Consider the following 13,976-nt stretch of genomic DNA (forward strand, 5'->3'; position numbering starts at 1 on the left):
GCTGCAATCAATCTGATTAAAAGGTCTGCTTAGAAACGAACCTGCTCGACATCAATTTCAACACGTTTAGATGGTTTATAATCGATGTCCACTTCACCGGTAATCACCACTGGAGTTTTGGCAGAAATCGCTTTACCATTCCACAGGTCATCATCAATATCTACTGTGATGGTGCCAGTGCTGTCGCGGAACTGGTATTTTTCATCACCAATGGCTTTTACGATATAACCTTTCAGCTGGACATTGCTGTCATCTTTCATGGTTAACGCCTGTTTCACCGTGGTTGCTTGCGCCAATGCAGACTGGTTCACTGCGGTATCTGCAACAGCAAATGTAGTTGCGCCCACTAGACCTGCAGTTAAAAGTGCTTTTGAAAATAGGTTCATCTGTCTTTCCTCATTCAGTGTTGTTCGTTTCGATGTAGTCATTAAAACAAAGCAAGATGAGCTGAATCTTAAGATTTCCTCATATTCAAAAATTTTTCACTTTTTTGGGTTTTAGTTTAACGGCACCACCCGCAGTACTTCTTCTAAGGTGGTAATACCGGCCATGACTTTACGCGCCCCGGCAATCCGTAGTGGCTCGATGCCTTCTTTTTTGGCCTGCTGGCGTAACTGAGTCAGATCAGCATTGGCACCTATCAGCTGTTTGGTGTCCAGACTCAGCGGCATAAACTCATAAATCCCGATCCGGCCTTTATAGCCGGTCTGACGGCAGGCTTCACAGCCCACCGGCTTATAAACTTTTTCCGGCATCTCCATGACATAGTCAAACGTCAGATGTTCCCATTCATTGGTATTAATCATGCCTTCCTGTTTGCAATGCGGACACAGCTTGCGCACCAGACGCTGCGCCAATACCCCCAGAATGGTGGCTGCAGTTAAAAAAGGCTGCACACCTAAATCATGCAAACGGGTCAGACTGGACGGCGCATCATTGGTATGCAAGGTCGATAACACCAGGTGACCGGTTAATGCCGCTTGAATGGCCATATTGGCCGTATCCTGATCACGAATCTCCCCAACCATAATAATATCCGGGTCCTGACGCATCAGCGCGCGCACGCCATCGGCAAAGCCCAGCTCAATGCCCTGATTGACCTGCATCTGGTTAAAGCTCGGTTCAATCATTTCAATCGGGTCTTCAATGGTACAGACATTGACTTCATCGGTGGCCAGCTGTTTCAGTGATGAATACAGCGTGGTGGTTTTACCCGAACCGGTCGGCCCGGTGACCAGAATAATGCCATGACTATGACCGGTCAGACTTTGCCAGCCCTGTAACAGACGTTCTTCAAAACCGAGCTGCTGGAAGCTGCGTACCAGCACTTCCGGGTCAAAAATACGCATCACCAGTTTTTCACCAAAAGCCGTCGGTAAAGTCGAAAGACGCAATTCGGTTTCCTGACCTTTGGGAGTACGGGTTTTTAAACGGCCATCTTGGGGTTTGCGTTTTTCTGCCACATTCATGCGGCCGAGAATTTTAATCCGTGAAATGACCGCAGTTAAGGTATTGGCCGGCATGTTATAAATGGTATGTAGTACGCCATCAATCCGGAAACGGATTTTACCCTTGTCTTTACGTGGCTCCAAATGAATATCACTGGCGCCCTGTTCAAAAGCAAACTGCAGCACCCAGTCCACCAGTTTAACAATATGCTGGTCATTGGCATCGGGGTTTTGGGTATCGCCCAGCTGTAATAAGGCTTCGACACCTTTATTTTCACGGTCATGTGCTGCGGCTTTTTGTGAACCACTGACCGCACGACTGACCTGATAATATTCTACCAGATAACGCTGTAACTGCTCTGGACTCAGCAGCACGCGCTGGATTTTACGCGGCAATAAACTGTGTTCTAAATTGGCGACCCAATCGGTCATAAACGGCTGATCAGTGGCAATGAACACCGCATCGGGCTGAATCTCTACCGCCAGAATTTTATTGCGCAGGGCAAATTCCTGGGACATCACCGCGGTTAAAGCGGCCACATCGGCCTTTAACGGATCAATCACATAAAAAGGCAGCTCGGTCTTTTCTGCCAGCCACTGACATAAACGGTTGAGTGTCAAAGTACTTTGAGGATGGGACTGATCAACCAGACTAAAGTGCGCGATCCATTGCAAGGGATGCCATTTTATTTGTTCACGTTGACGATGTGTGGTCTGAACTCGCATCCGGTCACGTTCAGTTATTTTTCCGTCTTTTAAAAGCTGATCCAAACACCAGCCTGTATCAATTTCAAAATCAAATTTCATGATCGATGGTCCCCAAAACTGCCTCCACTATAACAAGTTTTTCCTGTTTTTCGCATTCCATCGCGACTTCCAAACTTAAAAGCAATATTGTTTCTCATAAATGATAAACACATCACATGGGTTTGAGGTCATAACCTTTTTCTGCTTGTCGATATGTCAATTTTTCGCCTATATTTCAATCAGGATATCTTATTCAATCGCTGAGGCCAGGTATGGATTTAAGCGTAGTTCCCTTAAATGAAAGTAGTTCCTTTCATGAATTGCTTACTATCCTGACTGCTGCCTTAGGATGTGGCTTATTGATTGGTCTGGAACGTGAACGGCACAAACAGCGTGAAGAACAGGCCAGTTTTGCAGGGCTACGCTCTTTTGCGATCTGTGCTTTATTAGGCGCATTGTGCTTTTTATTCGGAATGGCAATGGGCCTAGCTGGTGCACTCATTATTGGCGGTATTGTCATTTTTTCTATTAGAAACCAGATAGAAGATCCGGGGATTACCACCGAATTGGCCTTTATCATGACCTATTTTATTGGGGCGATTTGTCTGTGGAATATTCCTCTGGCTGCAGGACTAGCAGTTCTGATCACGATAATTTTAATGGCCAAACACTCTATGCATAATATTGCCGGACAGTGGATTACTGAGGCTGAATTTAGGGATGGATTACTATTATTAGCCTTGATTCTGATTGGTTTACCGCTAACCCCTGACCGGCCTTTATGGGGTGAAGTGCTGAACCCTTATCTGATTTTAAAATTAGTAACTCTGATTCTGGTAGTTCAAGCTTTGGCACATATCGCTAAACGTTTCTTCTCGACTAAAAATGCCTTGATATTGTCTTCAATTGCCTCGGGTTTTGTTTCCAGTACAGCCACTATTGCTCAATTAGGGATACAGGTGCGCAAAGGTGAAATGGATGCAAAATCCAATGCTGGTGCTGCCCTGATGTCCTGCATTTCGACATTAGTTCTATTGTTTATTGTAGTGGGAGGCGTTTCCTGGGATTGGCTAAAAATTCTGCTCCTACCTTCATTGGTGGCTATGCTTATTCTGGCTGCATGTGCATTTGTATTATTACATAAAGCTGAACCTGCTAAAAATCAGGAGTCTCCAGAATCTTCTGATAGTAAAATGTTTAGTCTCAAAGAAGCTGTGATTATCGCTGCTGCATTAACCCTGATTCAGGCTGGAGTTTACGGTCTGGAAATATTACTGGGCAATGCTGGTCTTCTTGCTGGTACTTTATTTGCATCCTTATTTGAAATTCATGCCGCAATGGCAAGCGTGGTCATTCAAGGAGATCCATCCAATACCCGGCTGATCTATGCCCTGCTTTTGGGGCTGGGCGCACATGCTGTAGCCAAGTCAGTCAATGCTGCTGTAACAGGTGGTTTCAAATTTTCCCTGTACTTTGCGCCAGTACAGATTTTGCATATGGCGGTGTTGATTGGTATTTTGTGGTGGATGGTATTTTGATTGTTAAGTATATTAGACCTCTTTCATAAATCATTTTTTGCTCAGTTCCAAGTTGTAGATTCCAGCGATTAAATTGAATCTCAAACCAAGCCTTTTACCTCTATTTCGATAACGCTCAGCAAGGATTTTGAAGGTTTTCAGGCTGCCAAATACATGCTCAATTCCGATTCTTCTTTTATTGATTTCTTGATTATAGATTTTCAATTCAGGATCTAATTTACAGTGTCTTTTGGCTTTTAATGGCAACAGGCTATTCGGATACAACACATAAATCCCCTGATAGCCTTTATCTGCAAGGATAAAAGCCCCAAAAGGAATCTGGTTTAAATTGCGTTTGAACAACTCGAAATCATGCACTGCACCGCGACTGGTACATAAACTCAGAATTTTCTGAGTTTTGTAGTGAATCATGGCCTGTACTTTAAAGGTATGGGTCTTTTTCTTGCCGCTATAGCTTTTCTTCTGTTTTTTTAGGCCTTTGGATTGGAATTTCCGTGGCATCCACGATCACAACATGCCAGTCGATGCCTTCGCCCTCGGGTAAATCTTTGGGTAAATTAAACAGATTGGACCGAATCAGGCAGTCTTCAACATGACGGACAATTCTTGAGGCTGTGGGCTCTGAAACCCCGTAACTCGTCGCAACGTGAAATAAGGTTCGGTATTCCCGCCAATAGCTCAGACAGAGCAGGACCTGATCCTCCAGGCTTAACTTGGGCGGTCTGCCTTTGGCAGAGACATGCTTCTGCAATTGCTCAACCATCAAATAGAAAGTTGACCATGAGATGCCTGTGTATCGCTTGAACTGAGGATCAGAAAGCTTGTTTGAATCGATGTATTTCATCCGCAGATTATGCACGAATGCTAAGAAATCCGGAGTGCAAATATTAACCAAAAAGAAGATCGTTTTTTGATTTATGAAAGAGATCTAATTAAATAGTTAATTTTTATATATTTTGCAAATTTAATTTTTATATTTATTCGCTATAATTAGTCTGCTTTATTTTAAAAAACAATTTTATTACTACGATTTTTTATAGGGATTTTTATGAAATTTAAGAATTTATCACTCGCAATTTTTAGTGCATTCATGCTAAGTGCTTGTGGTGGGGGCTCCTCTTCTTCTGATTCAAACCCTGGAACTGGAACTGGAACTGGAACTGGAACTGGAACTGGAACTGGAACTGGAACTGGAACTGGAACTGGAACTGGAACTGGAAATACTACCCTTACAAAACCTGACTTCCAACAATGGTCATCATTCTATATTGATGAATATTCCGACTCGGATCTAAATTATGAAATTGAACAGCTAACCTTTGATCAAGGGAATGTCTATATTAAAGTTGATGAGACAACAGGCTGGGATGAAAGTGAAACTTTCTATCTAACTGAAAATGGATTATATGATCACGGTTCTACACATGCGACCTATGGCAAATTGCAAGGGACTATTACGGCTAATGCAACCACTTGGAAGCAAGTTCCATATTCTCCAATTAATTCCACAGGATTAAGCAGTACACTTACATTCAAGGTCTTTGATATTAGTGGTAAAAATATTGCTCAAATCCTCAGTCCAGAGCATTATATCAATTTAAAATATAATTTACTCGATACCTACCCTATGGGAGAAAAAGGGGAAGATTTTTATCGAGCACTTTCTAATTCAACCTTCCCTACCGGATCTACTTGTATTCAATTCCAAACTATTGATAACTCACAAAAATATATTGAGTTATATAAATATTCACTTGAAGATTATGTACAAGATTATTTGAAACTTGAATGGGCTGATATTTCAAAAGACAATAAATATGCCAAACATACTTTTAAGGATGCTATAGCATATCTAGATCTTAGAGAAGATCAGCAATGGGGATTAGCTGAATATAAGAGCAAATATTATGAAGTTGATTATCATCCAGCTGGAGAAGAATACAATATCAAAAATATTTTAACTGCATCTAAAGCACTGGTTAATTCAGCATCTGCTCAGGACAAACCAGCTCTACAGGAATATGCAACTTTACAAGAAAATGCATGCACTTTATTTAATAATACTGCATCTGAAGAATTAAGAAAGCAAATTAAAAAATACTCGTAACAACTTGATATAAAGTACTTCGAGTGCTGTATCTTAATATTAAATAGGAACTCCAATTTAGTTGAGGTTCCTATTTTTAAATCAGTATTTCATTTTAAAAATTCAAAAAATTAACTGATCGACTACGATATCAGCTAAAGTAACTTTAAATTTCACATCCAAGTCCGCAAACTTCATTCCATAAACCCGGTTCTCATCATCCTGATATGCCGGCCTAGGATCGAGAGATAAAACGGCTTCAAGTTCTTCTAGCAATTGAGCAGATATTTTTCCTTTTTCTAATAATAATTTTTTTTGCTGTTCAGCGTCCTTACTCCAAATCACGGGCTTACGTGATGGTTCGTCCTGAGCATAACCGCTTTGCGCATCAATCACTGAATCCGAATATTGAATATAAGGTTTAATATCTACAATCGGAGTACCATCTAATAAATCACTGCCATTCACATATACACGTATCGATTTCCCTACTTTTCTAACTTCTTTAAGCTTTACCACAGATAAACCAATGGGTGCAGGACGGTACATACTACGTGTCGCAAACACCCCGATTTTCTGGTTTCCGCCTAAACGGGGTGGACGAACCTGCGGACGAAATTGCTGGCTCCGCTGATTTTTATTGTCATGAAACTGCCAGACTAACCAGAGATGACTAAACTCTTCGATGCCTTCAAATGCGAGTAAATCATTATATGGACCGGTCATTTCAATATAGCTTTCAACCTGTACCAAATTAGGCTGACGCGGGATGCCAAACTTTTCTTTATAGGGAGAATGCATATAGCCAATAATCGGCAGAGTGAGTTCGGTCATAATCACTTTTTTTGATAAGCTCAATTAAATATATTCAGTTTATAGAGAATGAATTTAGATTAGAATAGCAACCTGTTCTAATTTGATAACTTATTGAGACCTTTAATGGCTGCTTTTAACGTCGAAAAGATTACTCACGTCCACCACTGGAATGACACTTTATTCTCTTTTAAAACGACTCGTGACACTGCACTGCGTTTTAAAAACGGTCAATTTGTAATGATCGGTCTTGAAGTGAATGGTAAGCCTTTGATGCGTGCATATTCGATTGCAAGTGCCAACTATGAAGAAGAGCTGGAATTCTTCTCGATTAAAGTGCCAGATGGTCCATTAACCTCGATTTTGCAAAAAGTTAAAGTGGGCGATGAACTGCTGGTTTCTCGCAAACCAACCGGAACTCTGGTACTCGATGACTTAAATCCGGGTAAAAACTTATACCTGCTGTCTTCAGGTACCGGTCTTGCACCGTTCCTGTCGGTGATTCGTGATCCGGAAACCTATGAACGTTTTGAAAAAATCATTGTTGTTCATGGTACACGTTATATTTCTGAACTGGCGTATCAGGACCTGATTCTGAACGAAATTCCAAACCACGAATTCTTCTCGGAACTGGGCGCGAAAGAAAAACTGGTTTATTATCCAACGGTAACACGTGAAGATTTCCATACTCAAGGTCGTGTCACCACTGCAATTGAATCTGGTCAATTGTTCGAGAAAATCGGTTTACCACGTTTTAACCCGGAAACTGACCGCGCGATGCTGTGTGGTAGCCCAGCCTTCCTGGATGATGTTGCTGCGCTGCTTGATCAACACGGATTAAAAGAATCACCACGTATGGGCGTTTTAGGCGATTACGTGATTGAACGTGCATTCGTGGAAAAATAAGCTTTTCCAGAAATAAAAAACCGGTCAGATTGACCGGTTTTTTATTTCTCTAATTTAGCGAGTGCTACGCCCTTCCTGATTAGCATGCCCTTCACAGTGAGCACCACCGCCAATAACAAAACCTGTTTGTGCTTCACATGAACCGATCATACGGCCATTTGAATCATAGGTCGTCACTTTTGAGGCACAACCTGTCATTAAAATAGCAGCAGTTAGCGTGATTAAATTAAAAAATTTCATGATATTACCCCTCTAAAAAAATTAATCGTGTTGCAATGTAATCTGGTTGGACTTCGGCACAGACGGTAATAGACCGGTGTGTTCATCAATTTTGGAATAATCTACGCCCTGTAAATTTGCCCCACCATAACAAACGGCTTTTGCACCTAAAATAAAACCTTGTGTCGCCACACAGGAACCGATCAAATTTCCTGCGGTATCATAGGTCATAACTTTAGAACTACATCCCGCCAATGCCACGAGGCTGACGATAGAAAACAATTTAATTAGTTTCATTAAACCCTCAATTCACAAATACTAAAAACTCAGTAAATAATTTGAATTATCTTTTAAATACATAAATTTATGCTTCATTCTAATAATATGTTAACTTTTGTAAATAGCTTTTTGCATCAAGATAAAATTTTCTTTTTTGAATACAAATCTGTCATGGATCAACAAAAAAGCGATCAACGCCTAAAATTACTCGCGTTGATCGCTTCAGTTATACTCCTATTAAGCGGAGGTGGTCGCACTCTTCTGTCTCTCCGCCCAGGCTTTTTTAATCACCTGATAACCCGCAGTTAAACCCAGCCCCGCCATAATCACCGCGACAATAATATCCGGCAATAAACTGCCCGTTCCAAATACACCGACCGCAGCCAGAATCACCGCAACATTGCCAATCGCATCGTTACGGCTACACAGCCAGACCGATTTCATATTGGAATCGCCATCACGAAAGCGATACAGAATCACGGCTGCCACTACGTTGGCCACTAAGGCCAGTCCACCAATTACCCCCATGGTAATCGCTTCCGGGGGAATGCCCTGCATATAGTTATAGACCGTTTTGGCCAACACCAGACAGCCAAACGTGGCCATGGTAATGCCTTTTAATAAAGCCACAGTGGCACGCCAGTACAGACTCATCCCTAGCACGGCCAGTGAAATGGCATAGTTGGCGGCATCGCCAAAGAAATCCAGCGCATCGGCCCAGAGTGCTGCCGAATGGGCATACATCCCGCCAAACAGTTCCACCACAAACATCAGCAAATTAATAATCAGGGCAATCCAGAGTGCAGTACGAAAACGGCCATCGGGTTTGACCGGTGCAGGCTGACATTGACAGGCCATAAAGCCTCCTGTTGCATTTTTCTATGACTGTATTATGCTCATTAGAAACTATGGTCTAACTCCAAGGTCAAGTCATGGCACATTATCTGATTCGGGATTTGGTCAAAAAAACCGGTCTGAGTGCAGACACGGTGCGTTTTTATGAAAAGAAAGCGCTCATCCAACCCACCTTAAGGGCCGAAAATAATTATCGTTATTATGATGATGACACCTTAAAACGGCTAATTTTTATTAAACGTTGCCGCGCACTGGATTTATCCTTAAAAGAAATTGAAACCCTAATTGCACTGGAACAGCAGCCTGATCAGGACTGTCAGGCGGTAAATGAACTGCTTGATCATCATTTAGTACAAATCGAAAGCAAAATTGCTGAGTTACAGCATTTTCAGCTGCAACTGCAGCAATTACGGCAGTCTTGCAATGCCCGAACCACCATCGACCATTGCCAAATTTTAAAACAGCTAGAGGCGGATGAAACGCCTAAATCGACTTCTGATTAACCCGTTTCGACAGTTCCGCAGCCGATTCCTTACGCTCGGAATAACGGTTGATCAGATAGCTGGCCTGCCCGCGGGTCAATAAAGTGAACTTGTACAGCTCTTCCATGACATCGACAATCCGGTCATATAAGGAAGAGGCTTGCATACGTCCGGCTTCATCAAACTCCAAAAAGGCTTTCGGAATCGAGGACTGGTTCGGGATGGTGATCATCCGCATCCAGCGCCCTAAAATACGCATCTGATTCACCGCATTAAAGGATTGCGAACCACCACTGACCTGCATCAGCGCCAGAGTTTTACCTTGGGTCGCACGAATGGCACCGGCAGCCAGAGGAATCCAGTCAATCTGTGCTTTCAAAATAGAACTCATGGCACCATGACGTTCCGGGCTGCACCAGACCATGCCTTCTGCCCAGGCCAGCAATTCATGCAATTCCTGAACTTTAGGATGTGAAGCATCGCCATCTTCCGGTAACGGTAAACCTTTGGGATGGAAAATTTTAACTTCTGCGCCAAAGTGCTCCAGAATCCGGCCGGCTTCCATCACCGCCAAACGGCTATAAGAGCGCTCACGGTTTGAACCATAGAGCAATAAAATTCGCGGCGGATGTGGCAATACTTTGGCCTGAACCTGCTCAAAACTCGGCTGTTCAATTAAGTCTACATCAAGATTGGGAAGTGACATCATCCACCTGTTCCATCATAAAATTTACGTTTCAGCCACAGCGAGACACTCACCAGGGCAATTAACACTGGCACTTCCACCAGCGGGCCAATAATGGTGGTAAATGCCACCGGTGAGGTCAGACCAAAGGTTGCAATCGCCACCGCCAAAGCCAGTTCAAAATTATTGCCGGCCGCGGTAAAAGAAATGGCCGTGGTACGTGGATAGTCATTGCCCATCCACTTGCTCATCAAGAAGCTGACAAAGAACATCAATACAAAATAGATGGTCAATGGAATGGCAATGCGCAGTACATCCATGGGTAACCCAACCACATCGGCCCCTTTCAGGCTAAACATGGCGACAATGGTAAACAGCAGCGCCAGCAGGCTAAGTGGACTGATTTTGGGAATAAAACGCTGCTGATACCAGTCCAGTCCTTTATTTTTCACCAGAATCAGCCGGGTCAGAAAGCCCAGCAAAAATGGAATGCCCAGATAGACCAATACCGCATGAGTAATGGTCCAGAAACTGACATCAATCACCTGACCGGCCACACCAAAATAAGGCGGTAACACACTTAAGAACAACCAGGCATAGGTACTGAAAAACAGAATCTGGAAAATACTGTTAAAGGCCACCAAGGCAGCGACATACTGGTTATCACCACAGGCCAGATCATTCCAGACCAGTACCATGGCAATACAGCGCGCCAGTCCAATCAGAATCAGGCCAGTCATATATTCCGGATAATGCTGCAGGAAAATCAGTGCCAGTGCGAACATCAAACACGGTGCAATCAGCCAGTTTTGTACCAGCGACAACAGCAGCGTGCGTTTATCCTGAAAAATTTGCGGTAAAGCGGCATAGTCCACTTTGGCCAGCGGTGGATACATCATCAGAATCAGGCCAATAGCAATCGGTAAATTGACATTGCCCATGCTCATCTGGTCCAGACTGCTCGACACCTGCGGGAAATACAGCCCAATGCCAATCCCGAGCGCCATGGCAATAAAAATCCACAGTGTCAGATTGCGGTCTAAAAAGGAAAGTTTACGGGTGCTGGCCATGACTTACTCGATATGGGAAATATTGTTGATGGCAGCAATCAGTTCGGGACGGGTCATCTGTTCAGGCTGTAACGCAAACAGTGCATCCAGACGCTTGTTGATATGCGCGACTGTTTCTAAAAAGGCCTGCAACTTGGCTGCTTCCGGCAAATCCAGATGCGATGGATCGGCAAGTCCCCAATGCGCTTTAATTGCGCCGCCCAAATACAAAGGACAGGCTTCCTGCGCGGCCGCATCACATACGGTAATCACCACATCGGGCTGATACTGCTCACAGTCATCAATACTTTTACTGGAGAGCCCTTCAGTCGACAGGCCCAGATTTTCCAGCGTCTTTAACGTCAGAGGATGGACACGACCGGTCGGTTTGCTGCCGGCGCTATAGGCTGTCCAGCCTTCTGGAGCACGACTGTTAAATAACACTTCAGATAAAATGCTGCGGCAGCTATTTCCGGTACATAAAAAGAGGAATTTCATGGTTTTACTCACAATAACTTGAAAGCGTTGCTGTCAGCGAATTCATCGGACTGACATCTTGCTCCGCGATAATATTCAGCACACTCACTGCCCACTCGGGTAAATCTGGATTCAGGCGGTAATACACCCACTGCCCCTGACGCTGGTCCAGTAAAACCGATAAATTTCTCAGCAAAGCCAAATGACGGGAAATTTTAGGTTGGCTTAAATTTAATGCCTCGGTCAGCTCGCAGACACAAATATTCTGTTTGGCCAGCACCAGTTTCAAAATATCCAGACGGGTCGGATCGGACAGGCATTTAAAAAAATCAGTTTGATTCATACAGCTTCCCCATATTTATACTTGCGAATATACGTATATCCATATATAAAAGCAATATCCCTCTTTTACCTGAGTTTTAGCACTATGGCGGCTCCAATTAAAATCTTTCACAATCCTGACTGCGGCACTTCACGCAACACTTTGGCCTTAATCCGCAATACTGGACAAGAACCTGAAATTATTGAATATTTAAAAAATCCACCAATAGCCGAAGTACTGGCCGACATGATTCAGCAGGCCGGTTTAAGCGTACGCGAGGCGATCCGTCAAAATGTAACGCCGTATGAAACCTTGCAATTGGCCGAGCGTGATCTGAGCGATGCAGAACTGATTGCCCTGATGGTACAACATCCACTGCTGATTAACCGTCCTTTTGTGGTGACTGAACGCGGCGTTAAACTGTGCCGACCTTCTGAACTGGTACTGGATTTACTGACCCAGCCGCAGCTCAAGGCCTTTCGTAAAGAAGATGGTGAACTGGTGATTGATGAGCACGGTCAGCGTGTCAATTAACCGTTTTTCCTCTCGCCTGCTGCCGCTCATCTCTCAGCGCTAGCAGGCTGAGTGCCTGATAATCCCGAGTTTTTTACTAGGTTGAATCGAAAAATTTTATCCCTACAATAAAGCCACAATTTTTTTATGCCTTTTTGATTGATCATGCATCTTCATTCCGTTACCGAACTTCTCTCTCCTGCCGGTTCTTTAAAAAATATGCGCTATGCCTTTGCCTATGGAGCAGATGCCGTGTATGCCGGGCAGCCGCGTTATAGTTTGCGTGTCCGGAATAACGAGTTTGATCATGACAATCTGGCTATTGGCATTAAAGAAGCACATGAATTAGGCAAAAAATTCTATGTGGTGGTCAACATCCAGCCGCATAACTCTAAACTGAAAAACTTTATCCGTGATCTTGAGCCAGTCGTGGCCATGCAGCCTGATGCGCTAATCATGTCCGATCCGGGCCTGATCATGATGGTGCGTGAACACTTCCCGCACATGGACATCCACCTGTCGGTACAGGCCAATGCGGTCAACTGGGCCACGGTCAAGTTTTGGAAAAATATGGGCCTGACCCGGGTGATTCTGTCGCGCGAACTGTCCATTGACGAAATTGAAGAAATCAAAACTCAAGTTCCCGATATGGAAATTGAGGTGTTTGTACATGGTGCCCTGTGCATGGCCTATTCCGGCCGTTGCATGCTGTCAGGCTATATGAACAAACGCGATGCCAATCAGGGCGCTTGTACCAATGCCTGCCGCTGGGAATATAAAGTGCTGGATGCCGCAGAGGATGAAACCGGTGATGTAATTCCGGTAAAAAATCTGGACGCAGGCTGTTGCTCGCAAGATGCCGATGCGCTCCACATGCAGGCACAGCACCAGTTTAATGAACCGGTACTGCTGCAACGTAATGAAGAAGATATGTTTGCCGCCGAAGAAGATGAGCACGGCACCTACTTCATGAACTCCAAAGATTTGCGTGCGGTACAACACGTAGAACGTCTGACCAAAATTGGCGTACATTCACTGAAAATTGAAGGCCGTACCAAATCCTATTTTTACTGCGCCCGTACCGCACAAATCTACCGTAAAGCGATTGATGATGCTTTAGCCGGCAAACCGTTCGATCCATCCTTGATGACCCAGCTCGAAGGTCTGGCCAATCGCGGTTATACCGAAGGTTTCCTGCGCCGCCATGTGCATAGCGAATATCAAAACTATGAAAATGGTTCCTCCAGTTTTGATCATCAGCAATTCTGTGGTGAAGTGCTGGAGCGCAATGGCGACTACATTAAAATTGATGTCAAAAACCGTTTTGTCGTGGGTGATTCTTTAGAACTGATGACCACCAAAGGCAATATCAGCTTTATTCTCACCGAAATCAAAGACAAAAAAGGCAATTCAATTGAGGAAGCCAAAGGTTCTGGTCATATTGTGGAAATTCCGGTCCCGGCTGATGTCGATATGCGCTATGCCCTGCTGATCCGTAATTTACCGAACTCCACTGCTGATATTTCAGCATCATCCTTGGCCTATCAGGCAGGTTAA

The 13,976-nt window shown here is 43.8% G+C and carries 18 protein-coding genes; 6 read left to right on the top strand and 12 right to left on the bottom strand.

Features of this window, described 5'->3' with window-relative positions; all coding sequences use genetic code 11:
- Positions 1-29: 29 nt before the first annotated feature.
- Together ACVLR6_RS09220 and ACVLR6_RS09225 are read right to left on the bottom strand one after the other, a co-directional pair.
- Positions 30-386, bottom strand: a complete 357-nt coding sequence (locus tag ACVLR6_RS09220) for a NirD/YgiW/YdeI family stress tolerance protein (RefSeq protein WP_005179042.1) — start codon at positions 384-386, stop codon at positions 30-32.
- A 111-nt stretch (positions 387-497) separates the two neighbouring features.
- Positions 498-2,255: a GspE/PulE family protein gene (locus tag ACVLR6_RS09225; protein ID WP_455995071.1), complete on the bottom strand. Its 1,758-nt coding sequence runs from the start codon at positions 2,253-2,255 to the stop codon at positions 498-500.
- Between the two features lie 212 nt (positions 2,256-2,467).
- Here ACVLR6_RS09225 and ACVLR6_RS09230 point away from each other — a divergent pair, with 212 nt between their 5' ends.
- The gene (locus ACVLR6_RS09230; protein WP_180018553.1) at positions 2,468-3,733 is read left to right on the top strand and encodes an MgtC/SapB family protein; all 1,266 of its coding nucleotides are present in this window, start codon (positions 2,468-2,470) and stop codon (positions 3,731-3,733) included.
- A gap of 30 nt (positions 3,734-3,763) precedes the next feature.
- Here the strand turns inward: ACVLR6_RS09230 and ACVLR6_RS09235 are convergent, their stop codons facing one another.
- Positions 3,764-4,234: an IS5/IS1182 family transposase gene (locus ACVLR6_RS09235; protein WP_005252359.1), complete on the bottom strand. Its 471-nt coding sequence runs from the start codon at positions 4,232-4,234 to the stop codon at positions 3,764-3,766.
- Positions 4,182-4,577 (bottom strand): transposase family protein, encoded by a 396-nt coding sequence (locus tag ACVLR6_RS09240; protein ID WP_080631261.1) that lies wholly within the window; start codon positions 4,575-4,577, stop codon positions 4,182-4,184. The genes ACVLR6_RS09235 and ACVLR6_RS09240 overlap by 53 nt, the downstream gene beginning before the upstream one ends.
- 204 nt (positions 4,578-4,781) lie before the next feature.
- Here ACVLR6_RS09240 and ACVLR6_RS09245 point away from each other — a divergent pair, with 204 nt between their 5' ends.
- Positions 4,782-5,840, top strand: a complete 1,059-nt coding sequence (locus ACVLR6_RS09245; RefSeq protein WP_180175220.1) for a hypothetical protein — start codon at positions 4,782-4,784, stop codon at positions 5,838-5,840.
- Positions 5,841-5,942: 102 nt separating this feature from the next.
- Here ACVLR6_RS09245 and tsaA read toward each other — a convergent pair whose 3' ends face one another.
- Entirely contained in the window at positions 5,943-6,653 is a 711-nt protein-coding gene (tsaA, locus tag ACVLR6_RS09250; RefSeq protein ID WP_168397853.1) for a tRNA (N6-threonylcarbamoyladenosine(37)-N6)-methyltransferase TrmO, read from the bottom strand.
- A gap of 105 nt (positions 6,654-6,758) precedes the next feature.
- Here tsaA and ACVLR6_RS09255 point away from each other — a divergent pair, with 105 nt between their 5' ends.
- Positions 6,759-7,538: a ferredoxin--NADP reductase gene (locus ACVLR6_RS09255; protein ID WP_005179053.1), complete on the top strand. Its 780-nt coding sequence runs from the start codon at positions 6,759-6,761 to the stop codon at positions 7,536-7,538.
- A 54-nt stretch (positions 7,539-7,592) separates the two neighbouring features.
- Here ACVLR6_RS09255 and ACVLR6_RS09260 read toward each other — a convergent pair whose 3' ends face one another.
- From ACVLR6_RS09260 to ACVLR6_RS09270, 3 genes are all read right to left on the bottom strand, one after another.
- Complete coding sequence (locus ACVLR6_RS09260; protein WP_016659181.1) at positions 7,593-7,778, bottom strand: hypothetical protein; 186 nt, start codon at positions 7,776-7,778, stop codon at positions 7,593-7,595.
- A gap of 21 nt (positions 7,779-7,799) precedes the next feature.
- Positions 7,800-8,054 (bottom strand): hypothetical protein, encoded by a 255-nt coding sequence (locus tag ACVLR6_RS09265; RefSeq protein ID WP_016659182.1) that lies wholly within the window; start codon positions 8,052-8,054, stop codon positions 7,800-7,802.
- Between the two features lie 219 nt (positions 8,055-8,273).
- Complete coding sequence (locus ACVLR6_RS09270; RefSeq protein ID WP_455995074.1) at positions 8,274-8,894, bottom strand: cation transporter; 621 nt, start codon at positions 8,892-8,894, stop codon at positions 8,274-8,276.
- Between the two features lie 74 nt (positions 8,895-8,968).
- Here ACVLR6_RS09270 and ACVLR6_RS09275 point away from each other — a divergent pair, with 74 nt between their 5' ends.
- A complete protein-coding gene (locus ACVLR6_RS09275; protein ID WP_005179057.1) occupies positions 8,969-9,394 on the top strand; it encodes a MerR family DNA-binding protein in 426 nt (141 codons plus the stop codon).
- On the opposite strand, the gene arsH is transcribed toward ACVLR6_RS09275, so the two are convergent.
- The 4 genes from arsH to ACVLR6_RS09295 are packed head-to-tail and all read right to left on the bottom strand — an operon-like array spanning position 9,375 to position 11,927.
- A complete protein-coding gene (arsH, locus tag ACVLR6_RS09280; protein WP_455996171.1) occupies positions 9,375-10,079 on the bottom strand; it encodes an arsenical resistance protein ArsH in 705 nt (234 codons plus the stop codon). The two genes, ACVLR6_RS09275 and arsH, sit on opposite strands and share 20 nt — an antisense overlap.
- On the bottom strand, positions 10,079-11,128 hold the full coding sequence (gene arsB / locus ACVLR6_RS09285) for an ACR3 family arsenite efflux transporter (protein WP_455995076.1): 1,050 nt from the start codon (positions 11,126-11,128) through the stop codon (positions 10,079-10,081). Before arsB ends, arsH begins: the two co-directional genes overlap by 1 nt.
- A 3-nt stretch (positions 11,129-11,131) precedes the next feature.
- A complete protein-coding gene (locus ACVLR6_RS09290) occupies positions 11,132-11,605 on the bottom strand; it encodes an arsenate reductase ArsC (RefSeq protein ID WP_016659186.1) in 474 nt (157 codons plus the stop codon).
- Between the two features lie 4 nt (positions 11,606-11,609).
- Positions 11,610-11,927 carry an ArsR/SmtB family transcription factor gene (locus ACVLR6_RS09295; protein ID WP_005179068.1) on the bottom strand — a complete coding sequence of 106 codons (318 nt, stop codon included), beginning with the start codon at positions 11,925-11,927 and terminating at the stop codon, positions 11,610-11,612.
- 84 nt (positions 11,928-12,011) lie between these two features.
- Here ACVLR6_RS09295 and arsC point away from each other — a divergent pair, with 84 nt between their 5' ends.
- Positions 12,012-12,440 (top strand): arsenate reductase (glutaredoxin), encoded by a 429-nt coding sequence (arsC, locus tag ACVLR6_RS09300; protein ID WP_455995078.1) that lies wholly within the window; start codon positions 12,012-12,014, stop codon positions 12,438-12,440.
- Positions 12,441-12,584: 144 nt separating this feature from the next.
- The gene (trhP, locus tag ACVLR6_RS09305; RefSeq protein WP_455995080.1) at positions 12,585-13,976 is read left to right on the top strand and encodes a prephenate-dependent tRNA uridine(34) hydroxylase TrhP; all 1,392 of its coding nucleotides are present in this window, start codon (positions 12,585-12,587) and stop codon (positions 13,974-13,976) included.

The sequence above is a fragment of the Acinetobacter sp. T63 genome, from assembly GCF_053852345.1.